Annotated in this window: 25 protein-coding genes and 1 tRNA gene; 13 read left to right on the top strand and 13 right to left on the bottom strand. The window is 60.6% G+C overall.

Translation table 11 applies throughout. From position 1 onward, the window contains the following. Positions 1-255 precede the first annotated feature (255 nt). The 4 genes from J0X27_RS12925 to J0X27_RS12910 all read left to right on the top strand — a co-directional run bounded on the left by J0X27_RS12925 (position 256) and on the right by J0X27_RS12910 (position 2,590). On the top strand, positions 256-1,308 hold the full coding sequence (locus J0X27_RS12925; protein ID WP_207269588.1) for a ribonucleotide-diphosphate reductase subunit beta: 1,053 nt from the start codon (positions 256-258) through the stop codon (positions 1,306-1,308). A 1-nt stretch (position 1,309) separates the two neighbouring features. Then, positions 1,310-1,597 carry a hypothetical protein gene (locus J0X27_RS12920; protein ID WP_224214575.1) on the top strand — a complete coding sequence of 96 codons (288 nt, stop codon included), beginning with the start codon at positions 1,310-1,312 and terminating at the stop codon, positions 1,595-1,597. After that, a complete protein-coding gene (locus J0X27_RS12915; RefSeq protein WP_207269587.1) occupies positions 1,598-1,903 on the top strand; it encodes a 2Fe-2S iron-sulfur cluster-binding protein in 306 nt (101 codons plus the stop codon). 327 nt (positions 1,904-2,230) lie between these two features. Next, the gene (locus tag J0X27_RS12910) at positions 2,231-2,590 is read left to right on the top strand and encodes a DUF7344 domain-containing protein (protein WP_207269586.1); all 360 of its coding nucleotides are present in this window, start codon (positions 2,231-2,233) and stop codon (positions 2,588-2,590) included. 6 nt (positions 2,591-2,596) lie between these two features. Here J0X27_RS12910 and J0X27_RS12905 read toward each other — a convergent pair whose 3' ends face one another. After that, complete coding sequence (locus tag J0X27_RS12905) at positions 2,597-3,289, bottom strand: DUF7095 family protein (protein ID WP_207269585.1); 693 nt, start codon at positions 3,287-3,289, stop codon at positions 2,597-2,599. Positions 3,290-3,449: 160 nt separating this feature from the next. Between J0X27_RS12905 and J0X27_RS12900 the strand changes: the two genes are divergently transcribed. After that, on the top strand, positions 3,450-4,169 hold the full coding sequence (locus J0X27_RS12900) for an alpha/beta fold hydrolase (protein WP_207269584.1): 720 nt from the start codon (positions 3,450-3,452) through the stop codon (positions 4,167-4,169). Positions 4,170-4,283: 114 nt separating this feature from the next. On the opposite strand, the gene J0X27_RS12895 is transcribed toward J0X27_RS12900, so the two are convergent. Further along, positions 4,284-4,982, bottom strand: a complete 699-nt coding sequence (locus J0X27_RS12895; RefSeq protein ID WP_207269583.1) for a hypothetical protein — start codon at positions 4,980-4,982, stop codon at positions 4,284-4,286. Between the two features lie 208 nt (positions 4,983-5,190). Here J0X27_RS12895 and ncsA point away from each other — a divergent pair, with 208 nt between their 5' ends. Further along, complete coding sequence (ncsA, locus tag J0X27_RS12890) at positions 5,191-6,150, top strand: tRNA 2-thiolation protein NcsA (RefSeq protein WP_207269582.1); 960 nt, start codon at positions 5,191-5,193, stop codon at positions 6,148-6,150. 415 nt (positions 6,151-6,565) lie between these two features. On the opposite strand, the gene ftsZ is transcribed toward ncsA, so the two are convergent. The 3 genes from ftsZ to J0X27_RS12875 form a co-directional block, all read right to left on the bottom strand. Continuing rightward, positions 6,566-7,753 carry a cell division protein FtsZ gene (gene ftsZ, locus J0X27_RS12885; protein WP_207269581.1) on the bottom strand — a complete coding sequence of 396 codons (1,188 nt, stop codon included), beginning with the start codon at positions 7,751-7,753 and terminating at the stop codon, positions 6,566-6,568. Between the two features lie 2 nt (positions 7,754-7,755). Next, the gene (locus tag J0X27_RS12880) at positions 7,756-7,935 is read right to left on the bottom strand and encodes a ribbon-helix-helix domain-containing protein (protein WP_006185704.1); all 180 of its coding nucleotides are present in this window, start codon (positions 7,933-7,935) and stop codon (positions 7,756-7,758) included. A 195-nt stretch (positions 7,936-8,130) separates the two neighbouring features. Beyond that, positions 8,131-8,775 carry a double zinc ribbon domain-containing protein gene (locus J0X27_RS12875; RefSeq protein ID WP_207269580.1) on the bottom strand — a complete coding sequence of 215 codons (645 nt, stop codon included), beginning with the start codon at positions 8,773-8,775 and terminating at the stop codon, positions 8,131-8,133. 126 nt (positions 8,776-8,901) lie between these two features. Here J0X27_RS12875 and J0X27_RS12870 point away from each other — a divergent pair. Together J0X27_RS12870 and J0X27_RS17960 are read left to right on the top strand one after the other, a co-directional pair. Beyond that, positions 8,902-8,975, top strand: a tRNA-Tyr gene (locus J0X27_RS12870). Between the two features lie 168 nt (positions 8,976-9,143). Continuing rightward, positions 9,144-9,383 carry a DUF7563 family protein gene (locus J0X27_RS17960; RefSeq protein WP_224214576.1) on the top strand — a complete coding sequence of 80 codons (240 nt, stop codon included), beginning with the start codon at positions 9,144-9,146 and terminating at the stop codon, positions 9,381-9,383. A gap of 154 nt (positions 9,384-9,537) precedes the next feature. On the opposite strand, the gene J0X27_RS12865 is transcribed toward J0X27_RS17960, so the two are convergent. Further along, a complete protein-coding gene (locus tag J0X27_RS12865; RefSeq protein WP_207269579.1) occupies positions 9,538-9,741 on the bottom strand; it encodes an Mn2+/Fe2+ transporter in 204 nt (67 codons plus the stop codon). 229 nt (positions 9,742-9,970) lie between these two features. On the opposite strand from J0X27_RS12865, the gene J0X27_RS12860 reads away from it, so the two are divergent. The 3 genes from J0X27_RS12860 to J0X27_RS12850 are packed head-to-tail and all read left to right on the top strand — an operon-like array spanning position 9,971 to position 12,419. Continuing rightward, on the top strand, positions 9,971-10,492 hold the full coding sequence (locus tag J0X27_RS12860) for a PD-(D/E)XK family putative nuclease (RefSeq protein ID WP_207269578.1): 522 nt from the start codon (positions 9,971-9,973) through the stop codon (positions 10,490-10,492). Then, positions 10,489-10,797: a hypothetical protein gene (locus J0X27_RS12855; RefSeq protein WP_207269577.1), complete on the top strand. Its 309-nt coding sequence runs from the start codon at positions 10,489-10,491 to the stop codon at positions 10,795-10,797. Before J0X27_RS12860 ends, J0X27_RS12855 begins: the two co-directional genes overlap by 4 nt. A gap of 2 nt (positions 10,798-10,799) precedes the next feature. Beyond that, positions 10,800-12,419, top strand: coding sequence for a DUF7845 domain-containing protein (locus J0X27_RS12850; RefSeq protein ID WP_207269576.1), 1,620 nt, complete (start codon positions 10,800-10,802; stop codon positions 12,417-12,419). Positions 12,420-12,723: 304 nt separating this feature from the next. Here J0X27_RS12850 and J0X27_RS12845 read toward each other — a convergent pair whose 3' ends face one another. Together J0X27_RS12845 and J0X27_RS12840 are read right to left on the bottom strand one after the other, a co-directional pair. After that, on the bottom strand, positions 12,724-13,011 hold the full coding sequence (locus tag J0X27_RS12845; RefSeq protein ID WP_207269575.1) for a DUF2321 domain-containing protein: 288 nt from the start codon (positions 13,009-13,011) through the stop codon (positions 12,724-12,726). Then, the gene (locus J0X27_RS12840) at positions 12,992-13,777 is read right to left on the bottom strand and encodes a hypothetical protein (protein WP_207269574.1); all 786 of its coding nucleotides are present in this window, start codon (positions 13,775-13,777) and stop codon (positions 12,992-12,994) included. The genes J0X27_RS12845 and J0X27_RS12840 overlap by 20 nt, the downstream gene beginning before the upstream one ends. A gap of 279 nt (positions 13,778-14,056) precedes the next feature. Between J0X27_RS12840 and J0X27_RS17955 the strand changes: the two genes are divergently transcribed. Beyond that, positions 14,057-14,347: a DUF7692 domain-containing protein gene (locus J0X27_RS17955; protein ID WP_224214577.1), complete on the top strand. Its 291-nt coding sequence runs from the start codon at positions 14,057-14,059 to the stop codon at positions 14,345-14,347. Positions 14,348-14,463: 116 nt separating this feature from the next. After that, positions 14,464-14,829, top strand: coding sequence for a hypothetical protein (locus tag J0X27_RS12835; protein ID WP_207269573.1), 366 nt, complete (start codon positions 14,464-14,466; stop codon positions 14,827-14,829). 5 nt (positions 14,830-14,834) lie between these two features. Here J0X27_RS12835 and J0X27_RS12830 read toward each other — a convergent pair whose 3' ends face one another. The 5 genes from J0X27_RS12830 to J0X27_RS12810 form a co-directional block, all read right to left on the bottom strand. Next, positions 14,835-15,218, bottom strand: a complete 384-nt coding sequence (locus J0X27_RS12830; protein WP_207269572.1) for a PD-(D/E)XK family putative nuclease — start codon at positions 15,216-15,218, stop codon at positions 14,835-14,837. A gap of 175 nt (positions 15,219-15,393) precedes the next feature. Beyond that, positions 15,394-16,569 (bottom strand): hypothetical protein, encoded by a 1,176-nt coding sequence (locus J0X27_RS12825; RefSeq protein ID WP_207269571.1) that lies wholly within the window; start codon positions 16,567-16,569, stop codon positions 15,394-15,396. Continuing rightward, entirely contained in the window at positions 16,562-17,389 is an 828-nt protein-coding gene (locus J0X27_RS12820) for a hypothetical protein (protein ID WP_207269570.1), read from the bottom strand. Before J0X27_RS12820 ends, J0X27_RS12825 begins: the two co-directional genes overlap by 8 nt. Further along, positions 17,386-17,862, bottom strand: a complete 477-nt coding sequence (locus J0X27_RS12815; RefSeq protein ID WP_207269569.1) for a DUF8063 family protein — start codon at positions 17,860-17,862, stop codon at positions 17,386-17,388. The genes J0X27_RS12820 and J0X27_RS12815 overlap by 4 nt, the downstream gene beginning before the upstream one ends. 95 nt (positions 17,863-17,957) lie before the next feature. Next, positions 17,958-19,622, bottom strand: a complete 1,665-nt coding sequence (locus J0X27_RS12810) for an Env/VP5 family phage fusion protein (protein ID WP_207269568.1) — start codon at positions 19,620-19,622, stop codon at positions 17,958-17,960.

Genomic DNA, 19,622 nt, shown 5'->3' with positions numbered 1-19,622 from the left:
CCGACTCGCGACCGGCCATACGGGAGTACGATTACTGTGAACGCTTGTTGTGGTTGCTCCAGTCATCCGAGGGCTGTTATTAGTGACGGAGAAGGCGATCACGTCGTCTCCGCTCGGACGTGGGTTGATGGTATCTCACACGGGGCAGCAATACACACCAGGACGAAAACTGTGGGCTCGAACCCGTTCGTCTGCCCTTCAACGACTGGTTATTCGAGCGAGTAGGTTGATCAGCGACTCGGTCAAACTACGTCTGTGTCACAAGCTATCACATCATCCGACTTCCGGGCGGAACGGATCGATACCTCGAACAAGTGGTACGAACTCTTCCAGAAGGGCGTCGAACTCGGAACCTGGGACGTCGAAACGCTGTTCGAGGAGGTCGACTTCCGGCGTGATCGCGAGCGCTGGGCGTCCCTCGAGGCCGACGAGCGAAAGCAAATCAGATACCTGTTGTCGGGCTTTCTCGACGGCGAGTTCGCGGTCGGGGAGGACGCGAGTCACCACCTCCAGCGCATCGTCGGAGCGCCGTGTTTCGACCACAGCGAGGAGATGGGGATGTATATGACGATGTTTACGCTGACCGAACACAAACACACGCAGTTCCTCGACGTCTACATGCACGAGGTGATGGGCGATCAGGACGTGTTCGCCGAGTTGAACCCGAAACGAGGCGGTGCCCGAATCCCGATCGTACAGGCGACCGGGCTCGGCGAAATCTTCGATCGACAGGGACAGCTAACCGCGCGGGCTGCACATTCACAGGATCCCGTCGACATCGCCGAGGCGTTGACGGTGTATCACATGATCGTCGAGGGGCTGCTCGCCCGCGGCGGTTTCTACTCGGTCAACAAGCTCTCGGCGAACGCGCCGCTCCCGCTGTTGAACCACGGGTTCAAGCTCATCAGCACCGACGAAGGCCGTCACATCACCCACGGTGTCGAGGCGTTGGGCGAACTGATCGAAAAGGAACGCGCCGGTAAACCCGAGTTCCAGGGCGTCAGTGAGGCGATCGTCGACGTCCTCTACGAGAACGTCGGGGCGGTCGCGGACTTCGGCTACATGTTCACGGACGCCGTCGGCGACCCCCTCGAGATCGAGTTCGATGATCTCCTGTTTCGTGTCGGCCATCTCATCGACGGCCAGTTCAACGAGGCGCTCGACCTCGATATCGACCACCGCACGATCCTCGAACTCGTCGCCGACCGCCACGAAGACTGTCTGGAGACGGACATCGACGAGGCAGTCCGGGAGTACCGGGACCGCTACCAGCGCCAGCGTGGCGTCGAAACCGATGGTGGGCGATAACATGCCCGACGAGACCGACCTCGACGAGCTGGCCCGCGGCGCAGCGTTTACCGCCTCGGAGGAGGAGGTGCGCGACGCGATCGAAACAGCCGCGGACGAACTCGATCAGCGCTTCGAGGACGTTCGCGACAACGTCGCCTACATCATGGACTCGACGTTCGAGGACGAAGGCGTCAGCACGTCGTTCAACGAGAGCATCAGCGGTACCAGCCTGGAACACGACGCGGTCGGAACCGGCGATCCCCGTCTCGAGGCGCTGGAACTGTACAAACTTCGCCAACGGCTCTAGATGTACGACGTTACGTTCTCCCTCGACGAGGGAGCGGAAACCGTCGCGATCGCCCCGGACGAATCCGTCCTCGACGCGGCGGAACGGGCGGGGCTCGACCTCCCACACTCCTGTCGGAACGGCATGTGTACCGCCTGTGCGGGCGAACTACTTTCGGGCGAACTCGAGAGCAACGGAACGGCACTCTCCCCCGAAGAGGAAGCCGACGGGTACGTGTTGCTTTGCTGTTCGTCCCCGCGTACCGACTGCGAAATTCGAGTCGGCGAACGCGTCCAGGACGAACTCCTCGGTCTCGACGCCTTCTGATCGGGCTATCGGAGGTCCCGCTTTCCCCCGATCGATGACGGGGTTTCGCTACCGGCCGACGGGGAGCGCCATCGACAGCACCCGGGAACAGTTTAAAATAACCGCGTTTCCGAGGGGTCACGCTAACGATAATCGGGAGCGATGCTCTCTACAGATCATGCATGGTACTGACGTATCACACGCGTGACCGTCTCCCCATCGACCCCCGTCGAAGCGGGTGCACGTGTCAGCACCATCCTGCGGCCGAGATGCGTCACGGCTCGTTTACACGGCAGAACCGACGCGTGCTGTGGCCGTCCGAAAGCACAGCGATCCGCTCGAACACCCATGAGTAACCAGAACAAGAAGCGAGTGAAAGAACCCGACTCGATCGACCAGTCGTTCGACGTGTTGCGAGATCCGTGCCGCCGGTCGCTCTGTCGATACGTGATGCAAACGGAGACGGCGGTCATCACACACGAGGAAGTCGTCGATCGAGTCTCGACATCGATCGAAACGACCCTGGATCGAACGGCCGTTGCGACGGAGCTTCGCCATATTCACCTGCCGAAGCTCGACGAAGCCGGTCTCATCGAATACGACCGGGAGAGCGGGGCCGTTCACGTCGATCGCGCGACGACTGAAGCGTGTCTCGAGCAGGTCCGTGCGACCGTCGCGGAGCTACAGGGGACGCAACTCGACCGGTAACTTCCGTCAGACGATGTCGCCGCGGACCGTCCGCCCGTCCTGTTGGGCTCGCCAGTCGGACAGCTCCCGAGCCGCCGCTTCGGCCTCGTCGCCGTCCATTCCGAGCATCTCGAGCGCGGCCGACAGCGTCGGCAACGCCAGTTCACCCGCCCGAAGCTTTCGGAACGCGTCGTGGCTCCTGGTGCCGTCGGCCCAGAGGCAGACCCCACGCGGGTCGAGCAACTGCGTGTAGTCCTCGCGCAGTCGGGCACCGCGCAACCGCTGGGTGACGTTGTCCTCGAACGACGCGTTACAGACCTCGAGGTGAATCGGTTCGTCGTCCTCGAGGAGGTGGGCGGCGAGACACCGTTCGGGGGCCGCGTGGCCGTTTCGGTTGGCCCGGAGGTAGTGGGGGTAGTCCACGGCCCAATCGGCCCGGACCGATTTGCCGACGCCACTGATGCCGTGGGACTCGCGGAATCGTGCGGCGGGCTCGCGGGCGTCCCCCTCGTCGGGACTCGCGGAAACGGACTCGCCGTCGTCGTCCAGCAGGATATCTTTGGTCACGTACACGTCCAACCGCTCGACGGGATCGAGGCCGAGCGCGACGTCGCCGAAGGCCCACACTTCGCGGACGGGCACCGGCATCCGATCGGCTTCGACGGTGTCCACGAGCCGCTCGAGGCGGTCGACCGCGTCACTGCGGTCCAGTCCAGTCATCGGTCGCCCTTGGGCGTGGACGCGCAAAGTCGTTTCTTCCGCTGTCGCGAGCGCGGTCGGACACGACGAGACGGCAGGGCGATCCCCACGGCGACCGGACCGTCTCGCGACCCGGCTCGAGAGATCAGGTTTTTTATCCGTTCCCGGTGAACGGAACGCTATGCGACACCGGATCTTCAACGAGGACGGCGACGAGGAACTCGTCTTCGTCATGGGTTGGGGCAACCGCTGGACCCACGAGAACGTCAGCTGGCTCATCGGGCAGTTGACCGAGGCCGGCTACCGGGTTCACGCGTTCGAACTCCCCACGAACATCGACGACTTCAAAGCCGACTGGCTCGAGCCCGTCGCCGAATACGTCCGCGACCTCGAGGAGTACCAGCTGCTGGGCCACAGCGCGGGTTCGCTCGTCGCCCAGGCCCTCGACGGTGCGGACAACCACGTCTACCTGAGTCCGTGGTGGGGCTACGGCGAGGGCTTCCCGGAACCGGTGTTGGACGCGGTCTCGAAACTCCCGACCTCGTTTCCCTGTCTCCCGATGGGCGGCTTCGACAGGGAGGCACTCGGCAAGCGGGCGACCGACCACCAACTCGAAACGACGCCGTCGTGGATCTCACCCGCCTTCGTCCGGGAAACCCGCCGCGCACAGGACGAGCTGTTGACGATCGATCACGACGCCGTCGTCTTCTGCTCGCTGCGCGATCCCGTCGTGAGCCTCCGGCCGATCGGCGAGCGGGTTCCCGCCGAGCACGTCGTTCTCTACAACGGCGGCCACGAACTGTTCTCCTCGACCGGTCGCGATCGGTACGTCGACCTCCTGCTCGCCGCACTCGAGGAGGGTTCGGCAGCCGTCGAGCACCGGGAACGGCGCTCCGCCTGATCCGGGCTGCTGTCACTGGGTCCCGCATACTTGCAGGGCGGGTCGTGGGTGCGCCGGCACTGACTGACAGGAATCCGGATAACTCCGTTCGATATCCCACCACTGGCGACCCGCTCAGAGAGCGTCGACCAGGGCCCGTAGTTGGGACCGCCCCTCGAGCAGGGCACGGGGAAACCGCGGTCGTGCAGTCGCGATCGCGTCGGCGAGAACAGCCGTGGCGTCCGTGAAGACCCCAGTGCCATGCCCGAGAAGGATTCGTTTCGGCGCGATCCCCTCGAAGACGTCCGTCGGGACGATGGGCCGAAGCAGCAGGTAGACCGCGAGCCGTTCGTCGCCGGCGAGATACGGCGGTGCAGTTCCGAGGAGGTCGGGGACGTACAGCGTGCCATCGGAGCGCCGGTATGCGATCGCTTCGGACCAGCCCGGTACCGGGCTCACTTCGCGGACAGCGAACCCCGACCCCTCGAGTTCGCCGTCGAACCGCTCGCGGGGCGCGTCGAGTCGCTCGGAAACCCGCTCCAGCCACCGCGGAACGTACACGGGAACGTCGAACCGACGGGCGAACCGATCGGCGTCGCGAGCGTGGTAGGCCGAGCAGACGACGACACCCGCGACCTCACCGAGGGCGTCGATCGCCTCGTCGGTTCCGGGTGCCTCGAGCGGGTCGAACAGCCAGACGCCGCCCTCGTCGCCGAGCAGGGCGTGACTCGCCCGCATCCCGGCTTCGTCGGGATGGGCGAGCCACCCGATACCGCCGTCGAACTCGTCGATCAGTCGAGCCGAGGCCGATGGCGACCTGTCGTATATCACCATGTGCACGCCGTCTCGAGGCTACTCGAAGTTACTTTCGGACGACACGACCGCGGCGGGGTCGGGACGAATCGGTCGACAGCGCCGTCTCGAGACGGTAGTGACCACACCCCATCTCGTGTCACACGGTCTGTAAGACACCGGTGGCGGCCGCCGCCTTCGTCTCCGGCAGACGAAACCGTGATTGGCAGCGACCGACAACGGACCGCTAATGGACTGTAACCGGTGCAACGAGGAGGCGGTCATGCACGCCGCCTACTCCGGGGCACACCTCTGTGAGGACCACTTCCGCGAGTCGGTCGAGAAGCGGGTGCGTCGCCGGGTCCGGCGGGACGACCTCGTCCCCCACGACGTAACGCCGGCGGACCCACGGACCTGGGTGATCGGCCTCTCGGGCGGCAAGGACAGCGTCGTTCTCACGCGGATCCTCCACGAGACGTTCGTCGACGACCCCCGCATCGAACTCGTCGGGCTGACGATTCACGAGGGGATCGAGGGCTACCGCGACAAGTCGGTCGAGGCCTGCGTCGAACTCTGCGAGGACCTCGAGATCCGCCACGAACTCGTCAGCTACGAGGACGAGTTCGGCGTCCGAATGGACGACGTCGTCGAGGACGACCCCGAAAACATGGCCGCCTGCGCCTACTGTGGGGTCTTCCGGCGGGATCTCCTCTCGAAATACGCCGAGGAACTCGAGGCCGACCTCCTCTTGACCGGCCACAATCTGGACGACGAGGCCCAGACCGCGCTGATGAACGTCCTCGAAGGCGACGTCGAGCAGATGGCGAAACACTTCGACGCCAGCCTCGGCCCCCTCTCCGAGCGCGAGGAGCAAGACGAGTTCGTCCCGCGAGCGAAGCCGCTTCGTGATGTCCCAGAAAAGGAAGTCGCCCTCTACGCTCACATCGACGACCTCCCCGCCCACATCACCGAGTGTCCACACGCCAGCGAGGCCTACCGTGGCGAGATCCAGCAACTCCTCTACGATCTCGAGGAGAACCATCCCGGGACTCGCCACTCGATCCTCTCGGGGTACGAGGAACTGGCGGACATCGCCGCCGAGAAGTACGCCGGCGACGGCGGTGCCGACCTGCAGGAGTGTGTCGAGTGTGGATCGACGACCACGCGCGAGGTCTGTCGGAAGTGTTCGCTACTCGAGTCGCTCGTCTGAGACGGTTTCCCGTCCGTCAGTGCCGGTGGGACCGGGACCGCGCTGCGGTCCCACCGGGTCATCGGGACAGCAAACCGTCTGAGAGGGCGCTCGTTCCCTCCTGGGTTCGACGGACTCGATCCCGGCCGGTGACGACCATCGGTTGTAGCCGATCAATGGTCGTCCCGCAGTCCCGCCGACGGATCGGCTTTCGGCCGTATACGGTCGTAAACGGACGGGTCGCCGAATAGCGAGCGGAGTCGGCTACGCCGCCGGCCCGCCGGTATCGGTCGTCCGACGCGATACCGTGTGGAGACGAGTGTGGGCACTCGCGAGTCGAACTCCGAGAAAAGACGACCGACGAAACCGAACGGAGACCGGCACGACGGTGGTGTGTCGACCGCGTGCTCGCGCCGGACCGATCCGCCCGTCTCGATTACCGAATCACGTCGACGCCGTTCTGTCGCTCGAGTTCCTCGCGGCCGCCGTCGCTCTGTGCGCTGTATCCGGAGTCGGCGTTCTTGACGTTGTTGCTCGCATCGAAGTCGGCCTCGTTCAGCCCCTCGATGCTCTGGCGGGACTTGTCGGCCTGTTTCTGCGTCGTCGGTCCGAGGACCTGAGCGCTCTGGACGCCGGTCATGATCGCCATGACCCGCACTTTGCCCTTGTAAGACTCCTGGATCCGGGCACCCCAGATGACGTTCGCCGAGGCCTCGAGGCGCTCGGTGATGTTGTCGGCGATCCCCTCGGCCTCTTTCAGCGTGAGGTCGGGACCGCCGGTGATGTGGACGAGCCCGCCCGAGGCACCGCGATAGTCGACGTCCAGCAACGGATGGTTCATCGCGTCCTTGACGACCTCGTCGGTCTTGTTCTTGTCCTGGGTCTCGCCGACGAGCATCACGGCGACGCCGCCCTGGTTCATGATCGTGGACATGTCGGCGTAGTCCAAGTTGATCAGCGAGGGCTGGGTGATCGTCTCCGAGATTCCCTTGACGGTCTCGGCGATGATCTGGTCCATCACCGAGAACGCCTTCCCGATCGGCAGATTCGGGACGTAATCGAGCAACCGGTTGTTGTCGAGTACGATGATCGAGTCGGCCTGCTCGCGCAGTTTCTCGAGACCTTCCTCGGCTTTGACCGTGCGGGCACGCTCGACGTTAAACGGCGTCGAGACCATGCCGACGACGATCGCGCCCTGCTCTTTGGCGATCTTCGAGACGACGGGGGCGGCACCCGTGCCGGTGCCACCGCCCATCCCGGCGGTCACGAACACGAGGTCGGCATCGCCCAGTACTTCCTTGATCGTGCCCTGGGCCATCTCGGTCGCACGCTCTCCCATCGACGGGTCGCCGCCGGCACCGAGCCCGTTCGTGAGCGATTTACCGACGAGGATCTTCGTGTCGGCCTCGATCATCTTGAGGTGCTGTTTGTCCGTGTTGATCGCGATGGTGTCTGCACCGTCGACGCCGATGTTGTACAGCCGGTTGATCGTGTTGTTCCCGGCACCGCCAGCACCGATGATGACGATTCGAGGGTCGCCGAACTCGTCGTCCTCCATCGAGGCGTCCATCTCACGGGCCTCTTCTTCCGCGTTCTCGAGGGCGTCTTGAACGATATCCTGCATCGTTACACCTTCGCCCAGTTGCGTTTGCCGGACTGTTCGCTGGGCCCGTCCTGTTGCTCGTTGATCATTTCGCGGACGGCCGACCGGATCGCCTCGCTCCGGTTCGGAAACTCGCCCGAATCGACCAGTTGCTCTACTTCTTCGATCTGCTGTTTCGGGATTCGCAGTGTCACACGCTCCATGGTTGTATTCCCCGTTGGGTAAGACGGTGGCGCGCCCCTGTCAGACGCGGCGTGTCTTACGACGGAACCGCCCGACATCGAGCGGTTTGCTTTTATTCCGACGGTTGTAAGACAATCCGTCTTACGCGAATAAGGGGATGTCCGGCATTGATAATAAAACTTTCGTCAGACGTGACTTTCGTCGTCTTACACCAGTCAGTAGTGACCAGTGTCCGACTCGAGGACGTCGGCCGCGGGCGTCCGACGACCGCAGCCGGGACAGAACGACCAATCCGACCGGATCTCGTCGCCACAGTCACAGAACAGTCGCCGCGAGGCCTTCTCGCCGCAGTTGGGACAGTAGACGTGATCGCCCTCGAGATGATCACCACACTGGGTACACTGGACGGTCTCCTCGTCGGCTCGGGCGTCCCTCGACCCCTGTGTCTGACTCCGCTGGTGGGCTCGACCAGGCTGCTGTCCGTCGGCGGGCGGCGTCTCACCCGTCCGCTCGTCGTCGACACGGATCCCTTCGTCGGACCGGACGGTCGCCCCCTCGAGCGAGATCGAGACGGAGACATCTCGGGGCTCGGCGGACCTCGATTCGTGTGCGCGCGAGTTCGGCTGCTCGATTCCAAGCTCCCGGAGTCGCGTCGCGAGTCGCTCGTCGACCAGTTCGCGAACCAGTTCCTCGATCGCCCCCTCCCCGTCACGTTCCGACCGCTCGCCGCCGACTGCCGCCCCATCCTCGCCCTCGAGATACGCACGCAGTGCCTCGCGCATCGCTTCGCTCTTGGAGGTCTCGAGCCCCTCGAGTTCCTCGACGAGGTCGTCGTCGGCGCGGAACGTGATCTTGCTCATGGGCCAGTTACTCCCGTGTTATCACGCCTCCTATATCAATCATTCTTCCGTTCACGATCAGTGACCTGAGCTGGCGTCGAATAATAACCCTTATGTGCACCTCGCGGACTACGTAGAAGTGCCTGCCCGCCCTTAGCTCAGACTGGTAGAGCAGTCGACTGTAGATCGACTTGCCCCCCGTTCAAATCGGGGAGGGCGGACTCGGATTCTTGTCGAAGTGTAGTCGAACCCGATAGCGGTGTTTTCATCCCGGAGAGGTTCGATACTGGCTGTTTTCCATTCGGTCTCTCGGGACGAAAATCCGGAGTGCAGCTTGTTTCAAGTGCCGGGTGGACGCCTGCGGGCGAATTTTGTAGTCGATCGATGGGGTGGTCGGCGTGACGGTCGCACCGTGGCCGTCGGTCGATCACTCGACGTGCGAGCACTGTGGTGCCCACGTCACGGATAGGTTCCGTCGCGTTTTCGGTGACGACGACGATCGCGCTCATCGGTGTGGTGACTGCGATACGTACGCGCGACTGAGCCGCGGCTCTGCAGCTGGCATTGACGTGTCTGTTCCGGATCCGGAGACATCGCCCGGCCGTCACGGAGGTGAGGCCGATGCGTAACGAGTTCGTCCGGGCGAGTCGGCTATACGATGTCGAGAATCGGACGCCCATCGCCCATCCGGCCCACCAAGCGACTGACGAGGACGTTCGTCGCACCCTCAAGGATCGGGAAATGCGGGCCGATGATATTCGGTCCCCGATTGGGCTTGAACGATTAAGTGGTATCGAGAATTCGTTCAGCAATACTGACCAGTCTATAAAGGAGATATATTGCGGCCAATCCGATCCCCATCCAGAACCATGTCACGAAGGTTCCTCCCTCGTTCGTCGCGGAGACGCCAATGACCCCAATAATCGTGAAAACGGCAATTATTTCAAAGGCTGTCTTCCCTATTTTGGAATCCGTCTCGGAGGACATAGTGAGCGTTCTCTAATTAGGCCTCGTAAATGTTGGGAAAAAACTACGCCTGTTCTCGAAGTCAGTCGCCATGCACTTCAATCAGGCGTTGACCGAACGGACGGTGGTTCGCGGTGAGCCGACTCGTCGAATCCGACGAGTGTGAGCGGTGCGGTGATCGCGTCGACGCACTTCGTCGTCTCTGCCCGGAGTGTACGCGCGCGGTTCGCGACGCGCGGGAGGGTCCGTTATGAGTTCTCGAGCGTCGGAACTCGAGAGCCCGAAGGCCAGCGGCGACGCCCTCGAGGGCGAGATCGTCCAGACTGTCGACGAACTCGAGTACGTCAGCGATCACACTGCCACCTGGCACGATGCGCGGACCACCACTGTCCTCGAGGCGAGTCACTCGCTGCCGTTCTACGGGATCGTCCTCGTTGAACCGGACGTTCCCGTCGAGATCAAAGGCTGCCAGATAGAGACGAGTAACGGCAGTCGGTCGACTCGCGGTCGGTTCTACGTCAAGCGAGCGGCTCACGAGCAACTGCTCGAGGCAGCGGGGATGTACCTGTTCGTCGTGTATCTGCCGCGGCCGGGGCTGCCCCAGGTGGCCCGCGCGATCGTGCCGGCGACGCTCGTCGACGAGCTGCTATCCGGCCGGTGGTACGAGGTCGGCGGCTCGCGATCGGAACAGGAGGTCGCGAAACTCGCGTGGTCGCACGTGATCGACCCGGCTGGTGTTGATCCGTCGGTAACGGTCGGTGATTCGCGGTGAGCGTCGACACCGAATCCGACGATCGGGACCTCGAGGCGGAGTTAGCGAGTTCGGCAGCGGGTCAGTTCGGCGTACCTGTCGACGCTGTCTGCGTGGGCTGTGGGCGGACCCGCGTCAAGCGCGCGACTCTCGAGGCGATGGACCACGATCCCGACACCGACCCCACGACGCTCGAGGCGAGCGACTGTACGTCGTTCAAGCATGTCTGCTATCCCTGCCAGGGTGCGACGTGGTGGAATCCCGTCGCAGTGCTCACCGGCTTGCTCGAGAGCGAGCGAGAACGGGAGCGCAAGCGAGGTGAGTAGCGGTGTCCCAGGTCGAGACGACACCCCACGAGATCGAGGGCCGATGGAAGTGGCCCGACTGGGGCCGCGGTCCGTATGACGCGCTGTCGTCGGTCATGCTCGGCCCGCCCTTCGAGGGCTACCTCGAGATCGACACCGAGATCGACGGCGAGCCCTGGCACCTTGAGGTCAGCTACAGCAAATCGGGGTTCGCGCCCCGGTTGTCTGACGGGATCAACGCCGAACGCCTGTACGAGTGGGACATCAAAGGACGCGGTCGTGGCGAGCGGAAAGCGTCGTACAATATCTCGCCACGGTTCCCGAACATGCGTCACTGGGAGAGTGGCGAGCGGTTGCAACTCCCCTGGGAGAATCAGGTCGGCGAAGTCGATGGGGTTGACGTCGAGTTCCACACCAGCAACATCGAACCCGACCGCGGTCTCGAGTTGCTCCCGGAGTTCTTCACGGCGATCTTCGAACACGCCGGCGAGCGCATTCACTCGGAGTATTTCAGAACGACCCCGCATTCGGCGAGTCGAATGTGGGCGTACGAGCGGTACGTTCGGATTCGCCGTGAATGGGCTGAGAAGCTCTCGTCGGCCGGTGTCTTACAGAAGGTCGCGCACTATCTCTCCGACCTCGAGGGAGTGAAAGCGGAACTCCATATCGACAACGAGGAAGTCGTCAACCACCAGAACCGGCTGTTCTTGAATCCCACGTCGGCCAGTGAACTGCTACCCGGCCACACCTACGGGCGGAAATTCGAGATCTACCAGCTTGCCGACCCCGACGCGGTGTCGAAGGATCACCCGTCGTACCATCCGAAGGTGGAAGTCTTGGTGAACAAGTCGATGAACGACGGCGAGGCATGGGCGTGGGCCGATCGGCACGAAGTGACCGAGCAAATCGAGGAGACGCTGTTGAACGCGCTGCACTGGGAAGACATTCCGCTCGGACCCGACGGCAGCGGTGTCTACGTCGCCGACGATCACTTCGACGCCGTCGCTCGAGACGACCTGGTCGAACTGTACGAAGATCCCACCCCGCGCCTCGAGGCGAAGTCGGACCACCTGTTGATGACGACGCTGCGAGATATGGGCGAGACCGCCCGCGACGTTTCGGAGACGATCGCGACCGACGGTGGCGCGACGGTCGACGACCTCGCCGACCAGTTGGGGAAGCACCCCGCGACGATCTACCGAGCGATCAATGACCTTGGCGAGATCCTCGAGCTCGACCAGGGCGACGTGTCGTTCCGAGCCCGGAAGTATCGCGAGGAACTGCGTGCGCTCGTCGAGTCCGCCGAGTACGCGATCGAGAGCTACGCCGATCGGATGCAACACATCATGGGCTTGGCCGATCACGTCGCCGAGTCCTCGCCCTTCCAGGAGTGGCTCGCGAAGAACGGTGCCGACCTCGAGTTCGACGAGAACGGCGAACCCCGACAGATGCGGATCGATACGATCCTTTCGCGGTTGAAGTACGATAGCTTCGAGAACGTCGCCACGATCGCCAGTGAAGCCCTCGAGAAGTGGTCGAAGTCGGGGAACGATCCGACCACGCTCCGCGGCGTTGAGCTGACCTGGAAGACTCCCGGCGGCGGGACTGAAACCGGATTCGTCGGTGCGGTCGCCGATCGCTGAATCGACCCGGATAGTGGCAACACTCTCGGTATCGCTGTTTTCTGCAACTTAGGTTGACTACCACCGTTTCCTATGCAAATCTGATTGTAGTTCGTCCCTCGAGGGCGGGGGTCGGCACCGCGATCGCACCGCAACGCCGGCGGGGTCGTTTCGCGCTTCGCGCGAAAGCCCCCTTGGCGGGTGTCGCCAAGGCGACAGCGCTAAAAAATTACAGCGCCCCACCCCCACCTCTGCAGGATCTCCAGTTGATCCACACGAAACAGGGGTAGTAGATGTTTAAATAAGACTAAATAAAATGTTTAAGTTATTCATTCCACGGGTAGGGCTCCCCACATGCGTGGCAGAAATCTGGCACATCTGTGCTGGATGGTGCGATAACTCCTTCTACCCGATAATAGCCTCTTATTTCTTCTCCGCATTCTTGGCACTTGATTATCGTTTCTGCACCGCATTTTTCACAATACTCTTGCCGATGTTCTGGTGATCTATAATATCTGTCTGTTATTTGATGACCGTTCAAACAGACTTGCATCGTATCATATTCGCCCATATTTCCCTCATAGGCGTTCTCCCTAATTAATCTTCCAAGCATCTACCTCCTCAAATCCCATGTTATTATGAACACTAATATCTTCCTCTAATATGGATAATTCCCTCATATTATTATACTCATCAACAGAAACAAGATCTATTTCAAGTCGAATATCATTCACTCCCTCCCTTGAGAGATAACTTGTAATTCCTGAAAACACGTCCGAAAACGTGTTGGAGCCGTCAGAAACTGAAAATTCTAGATCACATGCCATACGTATATTAGTTTCATTACCACCGATCACTGTAGCACCAGTTATTCCATTATCATATCTTTTCAACTCCGTAGCCTTCCAATCCCCCTGGAATTGGTCACTTTGTGGCTGAACGCGGGTTCGGAGCATAGTTTGTTTGATGGCTCCATTGCCATGGTTCGATATTTCAATAAAGCATCGATCGTTTTCTGAACTACAGATAGACAAGTCTAACATGGCAGATTTTTCTGTCTCTAACATTTCCTGCTGCTTTTCTTGTATTTCAGTTTGTTCCTCAAGGATATCTTCTTGATTTTCCTGAATATTTGTTCTTTGCTCTTGCGTTTCCCACATCTGCGAATACAGATATGCCAATATTGCTGATAATAATATTGTTCCATAGGCAGCGATAATATTGCTTACCTGATATACATTTAATCTTGTATTTTTAGTAATTAAAAATATAAATGCGGAGATCACTATTACTATTCCGAATACGATACCAAGCATTTTAAGCAGAACATCTCTGCTAACCCCTACATTGGGGTCCGAATTATCGGCGTTCTCTCCCATGATTAATGAGACTATGATTATAGACGAGAAGAAGGTACAATAAATCTTCAATATCATTTTCTCTCCCATTCTTCTCCCCTTCTCGGGGTTGCATGCCGCGAAGATCAATTTCCCCAATATGAACACGAACCGAGTACCGGCCGTGTTCATATGACGTGGGCTGCCGCCGCGATCCACCTGGTCCCCACGTCGATCACGTCGGGCTCTGACCTCTTTTTATAAACTGAACCGGCTCGAGTGAACCGAAAAAACTAGAAATAGCGGGTTGTGTTCACGACCATGTCTCACGACGAGATACCCGGTTCCGTTCGGATCCGGACCGACGACGGGAACGAATGGCGATTCGATGCGATTCAGAAAGCCGCCCGATTCTACGACTGTAATCGGAGCAACGCGGTCGCGTTCGCTTGCGAAGATATTGACTCACTCGTCTCCGCAGCTCGGGCCGTCCTCGAGCGCGACGACCTCTCCCGTGAGCAGCGCCGGGAGATCGCCGAGACGCTGAGTACTCGCGCAGTTCGCTTCGATGTTGACACTTCTATCTCAGTAACACCAAAAGGAAAAATGTAACCCGTCGACGGGGGTCAGCCGTATCAGTAATTCACCGATATTATAGAGAGTTAAGCACTGAAACCTCTTGTTTCGGTATGCCTAAAAACTTGGAGTGCCGTGGTTCCGATAGAGGTATGCAACCAGCAGTAACCCGCGGGATAGCGTTGAACCGTCCGGCAAGCCCACCAATACGTCTCTCGTTCGGTTTGTTCTGGTTGGTTGATCTCGTCGCTACAGTATTCCTCTTTCTCGTTCCGTACGCCACCGAACTCAATCCGATCACGACCCACTTCTATAATCTAATCGGACTGCCCGGTGTCGTTCTTGCAGGAAGTATCTACGCCGTTGCGGTCGTTATGATCGGGCACTATCTCCCGAAACCATACGATGCACTGTTCGCTGTCGGTGCTGTTCTCGTGTATGCCGTCTGTGCAAGCAACAATGTCATCCTCCTAATGAGCGGAGAACCAGTCGTCGAAACACTCATTCTCTCCTTATAACATATTCAGAAAATGGAGTCGATCGAGATCTTCGCTTGCTCGGTCCCGCGGTGATCGCCACCGCCGTGCCACCGAAATAGAGGCAGATCGCTCGAGCGGACCATCTTGTCATTGAGGATCGTACAGCCGCTTTGTCCGTGGGGTCGATAGACGACGAAACAGTACCAGCCGTCGTGCCGCCGGAGTTTCTCGTGATACTGGCGATAGACCTTCCAGTTCCCCGGCTGCCCATCACTGTGCTCGAGCATCGTACTCTTGATTTCGACCGGCGTTCCGTTCCCGAATCTCGCATCGTGCCAGCTCGAGCGCTCGAGATCGAAGCGGCGCTTCCGCGCCATGCGCTTTTCGCAGATCGTCCCGAAGTGGTTGGCCCGCTGGGATCGATTCACGCGGACCACGCGCATCGCGCGCCGATATATATACTTCTCCGCTGGTGTCTCGCCGCGATCGCGAGCGATGGGCGAAGATTGTGAGTAATTGGGGGTGAGTGAGCGCTGGGCGTTGGGCCTGCGATCCCCCTAAACGGGGGTCGATTCCGGTTTACAGGTTTCCACCCCGACGCTCTCATGCGATCACCTGTTCGACCGTGTTAACCCAGTCGGCCTTTTCGCCGCCCTCGTCGATGTCGTTCCACCAGTTCGAGACGGTAGCGTGGCTGTAGGGAACGTACTCGGCGGTTTCGCGCGCCGACATTCCCTGTTGTCTGCAGGTTTCCATCGTCCAGGCAGCGACTCTTTTGACCTCGCTTTCGGCGATTTCCGGCCCGCCGTCGTCGCTCGAGGAAGCGGACCAGGACCAGTCCGCTTCGTCGTTCGTGTGGGGCTCGAAGTCCGCCGGAGGGATGCCCTGGAGCGGACGCGGATCGACGTCTTTCAGTTTGCCGCCAGCGATCCGCTCGGCGATGAGGGCCTTCCCCTTGTTGTTCCGGTCGGGCTTCTTGAGGATCGTGCCGACACGCCACAGGAGCGGATGGATTGAACTCTCGTCGTGACCGATATAGACGAGCGCGCCGTTGTATTTGCGGATCTTGAACACGAGCGGCCCCATCAACTTCCGGACCTTCTGGCCGTCTTTTCCGGTACCGCTCCCGTTCGTACTGAACTCGTCGCCGATGAACAGTTTCGGCTGTTGGGGATTCGTGACCGGGTCGCCGTCCTGGCCGACCCATTCCTCGAGGAGCGGGTAGTTCGGAATCCAGCCGTCCTCGACAGAGCCGTCGTCGCGAGTCCAGTCGTCATTGCGATCCAGCGTTCGGATGTTACTCGCGACGCGGAGATCGCCGTCGACCCAGCGGTCACGCAACTGCGTGACGAGACACGCGAGGTTCGTTTTGCCAGCTCCCATTTCGCCGAGGATCACGATCACCGGCGCGGGTCCGGCGACGATCTGCCGGAGTCGCGAAATCGCTTTGATACCGGAGAGGTCGGCCTCTTGGCTCGGATCGCCGATGTAGTGTTTCAGCGTCAGCGTGTCGCCGTTGTCGAGCGCTTGGCGGGCCGTCGCGCTTCCCTCTGCTTGCAGGATGTCTCGGTTCTTGCCGACGCTCAGATAGTCCGCGGCGGCCTTCCCCTCCCAGCGGTCTGGGTCGTGATGAATCGCCCGCATAGCCATCTGGCGGTCGATTTGCTCGTCTCTCACGAATCCGGAATGGGGGAGCACCTCGTCGGGATCGCGCTTGAGGTTGTTGCCCTGGTACTCGCGAAAGCCGCCGACCGTGTAGTTATCCTGCTCGTCACTCATCGTGACCACCGTCCGCTCGAGTCGGCGAATCGATCCCGTCGACGGTATCGTACAGTCGGTTCGGACGGGGTCGCGGCGCGTGCTCGCCGTGCATGCGGATGTACTCGTCTTCGTAGCCGTCGATGTCCTCGATGTCCTTGCGAGCCTTGTCCTCGACATCGGATTTCGCCGCGTCGAAGCGATCCTTGACCGTCGTTTTTGGATTCATTAGCCCGCGCTCGTCGGCCTCTGCCTCCTGATTGATTACGTCGCTCTGAATCTCAAGCCCCATTTTGGAGATACGTCCACGGAGTCGATTCAACTCAAGGAACGCGTCAACGAGGTCGCCATGTACGTCCTCGAGCATGGCTTTCGACGTGACGAGTTTCGAATCGGCCATCTGACTCATGTAACAGCCGGTCACCCGGAGTTCGTCCATGTCCTCGAGGTGTTCGAACTCACGGACTTCGTACGCATCGCCGTCGTTGACGACGTACGGGCTCGGTCCGTCGACGGTCTTCTGTTCCCACAGTTCCGGCGCGACGTAGTACTTTTCGCGGGTGTCGGTCACGCCGTTGATGTGGTACACGGTCTCTCTGTGCCGGTTGCGTAGCTTCTCGGCTCCGACCGCGAACAGTCCGAACAGCGGCGGCCCGAGTAGCATCAACGCGACTGCGATCCCGACAGCGATCGGGGGCACACCAGGGACCGACGGACGGACCAACAGCAACAGGATGCCGACCGAGATCGCGATCCCGATCACGAGCAACTGTGCCTCTGCAACGATGTACGTGAGTCGGTCTTTCCAACTGCCGAACGTCGTGCTCAGGTTCTCACTCATGCTTTTTCAACCCCCTTCGATTCGGTTTTCACCACATAGAACGCAGCAAGCGCGGCGAGTCCGACCGTCATGAGTACGCCCGTGAACAGTCCGCTCGCACCACCGAACGACTCAAACGGATCGTCGCTTCCCGACATGCCGCTCGAGAGTCGGACGGTGCCGCCGCGAGTCGAGACCGAAACGGCAGAGTCGCCGTTGATCGACGCGACGGACAGGGAGATCTCGTTGCGTCCCTCGCTCAGTTGGTATTCTTTCTCGGGGACTTTCGTCGCCCCGGCCTGTTCGATCCCCGCGAGCGCGTCGCTCACGATCATCGGCTGGGGTTCCTCGCTTTCGATCACTATCTGAGCATCGCCGTTGCCGACATCGAACTCGACAACTCGGGTTTGATCGTCGATCGCGATCTGCTCGAGGGCGGTTTGGTTGCTCTCGTTGCCCGGAGCGCTCTGGTTCTCCCCGTCCTGTGCGCTCACAGGCCCAACGCCCATGCCCATTCCCATCACCGCAATCGCGACGACTGCGAACGCCAGCACTATCCGCGTCTTTGAAAACGCAACACGAGACATGGTTAGGGCCCCAGTTCTCCGGCGAGGTTGGTCACTGCCGCTGCAACGATCGCGATAATCGCGATGAGGAATGCAGCCGCGAGCCACATATCACCGCTTCCATCCTCGGGGAGCCAGCCGCCGGCTCCGCCGAGCAGACCGTCATCCTCGTCGCTGGTCTTGCTGACGATCTGTTCACGCTCGTCGCTCGCTTCCTCGAGTCCGTCGATGTATCCGCTTGCATCATAGGTCGAATAGGACGGGCCGCTGTATTCCATCGTCTCGACCGTGCTCCCGTTCGAATCGGTCATGTTCTGGATGGTGAACTGTCCTTCCCAGAAGACGACCTCCTCAGTGGTGTCGGACTCTCCAGTACTGAGGACCATCGACGGCTGTTTCTCGAAGTCAGAGACATTGTAACTCACTCCCGTTTCGGCAGATCCGTTCGGGAACCCTCCAGCGTACAACATCCCGGTGTACGTCTCATTGACCGTTGTGTAGTCGTACGAGACGGCACCTGTCGAACTGTTCACGCTCCGCTGGCGATCCGTCTTCCCGTCGAAGTGGACCGTCATCGTGGACTCGACATCATCCGGCTGGGGCAAGTCCAGCGTGCTCCGAAGTCCGTACTCGAGGCTATCGCCGGAGGTTTCGTTTCCAGACATGTAGCGCACCATCCCCTCGGCTCCGCGGACATCGTTTGGCGAGAGGTTCCCCGCGTCCATCTCGGCGTAGAGATCCTCTGCGACCGTACTCGGGTAGTTGTTTTGCACGGTCTGAGCTTGCTGTTCGATCCGGTGGCTCTGCTTCGCGGTTAGTCGGTAATCGTAGACTGTCGCCGAGTCGAGCGACGCAGCCGGTGCGTTCATCACTTGGATACCACCCGGCCAACTCCAGTCGTTATCAACTCCTGCCGAGACGTTGAAATCGTCCGTTTCAGCGTGGTAGTCGTCGAACAGACTGTCATTATAGACCCCGCCGCCAGTGCTGCCGCCGGATGTTGACCACGATGTTTCAATCTCGAGCTGTTCATGCTGGTATTCACTGCCGTTAACCAGCGTCATCGTCTGTGTAGACGTGTTACCGGTGAATGCGAACGACTCGCTAGATGTCGATCCATCATGATTGGCAGTCCACGCATGGATGAACTCATCTGAGATGTCCGGATCTTGGTGGGTGACGTTCATCAGATACGCTAATTCAGCAGAATCAGCGCTCGCCCGCTCGGCCAGCTGAATTTGGTGGTGAGCGTAATAGTCGTTGATTGCTTGCTGCCCAGCCGCTTGCGCCTCGATTGCAGTCTTGTTATTCTCGTAGGCCGTCGCGATCGCGTGCCGCGCCTCGAGCGAGGCCAGTGTCTCGGTGTCTTCGAGGTAATTCTGATAGACCGAGGTGGACTGTTGAGTCCCCTCATAGACACCAACAGCCGAGGTATGCGTATCGACCTCGATTGCCGAGGACTCCTGTGAGGTATCAATATCTCCGAAAGTCGCCTCGGCAGCATGGCAGGACCGTGGGAAAGCGAACTTCGCCATCGCTCCGCAGTCCTCGTTGATCTCGATCGAGTCGCCACTGTTCTGAGCCGCGACCGTCCCCGTCACCGCGATCGGCGCGACGACCGAGCCGACCAGGAGCACCGCGAGCATGACCGCAAACGCGCGGTGGGCTATGGGCCGATGGGCCGCCAT

This window comes from Natrinema longum, from assembly GCF_017352095.1.
Classification (GTDB): domain Archaea; phylum Halobacteriota; class Halobacteria; order Halobacteriales; family Natrialbaceae; genus Natrinema; species Natrinema longum.
This window is presented reverse-complemented; position numbering and strand designations above follow the sequence as displayed.

Excerpts from the sequence above, each read along its gene's own strand:
- J0X27_RS12810 (WP_207269568.1), bottom strand. The coding sequence starts at position 19,622 with ATGGCGGCCCATCGGCCCATAGCCCACCGCGCGTTTGCGGTCATGCTC.
- J0X27_RS17955 (WP_224214577.1), top strand. The coding sequence starts at position 14,057 with ATGTCTCACGACGAGATACCCGGTTCCGTTCGGATCCGGACCGACGAC.
- J0X27_RS12860 (WP_207269578.1), top strand. The coding sequence starts at position 9,971 with ATGAGTTCTCGAGCGTCGGAACTCGAGAGCCCGAAGGCCAGCGGCGAC.
- J0X27_RS12895 (WP_207269583.1), bottom strand. The coding sequence starts at position 4,982 with ATGGTGATATACGACAGGTCGCCATCGGCCTCGGCTCGACTGATCGAC.
- J0X27_RS12900 (WP_207269584.1), top strand. The coding sequence starts at position 3,450 with ATGCGACACCGGATCTTCAACGAGGACGGCGACGAGGAACTCGTCTTC.
- J0X27_RS12840 (WP_207269574.1), bottom strand. The coding sequence starts at position 13,777 with ATGGGAGAGAACGCCGATAATTCGGACCCCAATGTAGGGGTTAGCAGA.
- J0X27_RS12880 (WP_006185704.1), bottom strand. The coding sequence starts at position 7,935 with ATGGAGCGTGTGACACTGCGAATCCCGAAACAGCAGATCGAAGAAGTA.
- J0X27_RS12875 (WP_207269580.1), bottom strand. The coding sequence starts at position 8,775 with ATGAGCAAGATCACGTTCCGCGCCGACGACGACCTCGTCGAGGAACTC.
- J0X27_RS12920 (WP_224214575.1), top strand. The coding sequence starts at position 1,310 with ATGCCCGACGAGACCGACCTCGACGAGCTGGCCCGCGGCGCAGCGTTT.
- J0X27_RS12845 (WP_207269575.1), bottom strand. The coding sequence starts at position 13,011 with ATGCTTGGAAGATTAATTAGGGAGAACGCCTATGAGGGAAATATGGGC.
- ftsZ (WP_207269581.1), bottom strand. The coding sequence starts at position 7,753 with ATGCAGGATATCGTTCAAGACGCCCTCGAGAACGCGGAAGAAGAGGCC.
- ncsA (WP_207269582.1), top strand. The coding sequence starts at position 5,191 with ATGGACTGTAACCGGTGCAACGAGGAGGCGGTCATGCACGCCGCCTAC.
- J0X27_RS12905 (WP_207269585.1), bottom strand. The coding sequence starts at position 3,289 with ATGACTGGACTGGACCGCAGTGACGCGGTCGACCGCCTCGAGCGGCTC.
- J0X27_RS12825 (WP_207269571.1), bottom strand. The coding sequence starts at position 16,569 with ATGAGTGACGAGCAGGATAACTACACGGTCGGCGGCTTTCGCGAGTAC.
- J0X27_RS12820 (WP_207269570.1), bottom strand. The coding sequence starts at position 17,389 with ATGAGTGAGAACCTGAGCACGACGTTCGGCAGTTGGAAAGACCGACTC.
- J0X27_RS12915 (WP_207269587.1), top strand. The coding sequence starts at position 1,598 with ATGTACGACGTTACGTTCTCCCTCGACGAGGGAGCGGAAACCGTCGCG.
- J0X27_RS12910 (WP_207269586.1), top strand. The coding sequence starts at position 2,231 with ATGAGTAACCAGAACAAGAAGCGAGTGAAAGAACCCGACTCGATCGAC.
- J0X27_RS12865 (WP_207269579.1), bottom strand. The coding sequence starts at position 9,741 with ATGTCCTCCGAGACGGATTCCAAAATAGGGAAGACAGCCTTTGAAATA.
- J0X27_RS12835 (WP_207269573.1), top strand. The coding sequence starts at position 14,464 with ATGCAACCAGCAGTAACCCGCGGGATAGCGTTGAACCGTCCGGCAAGC.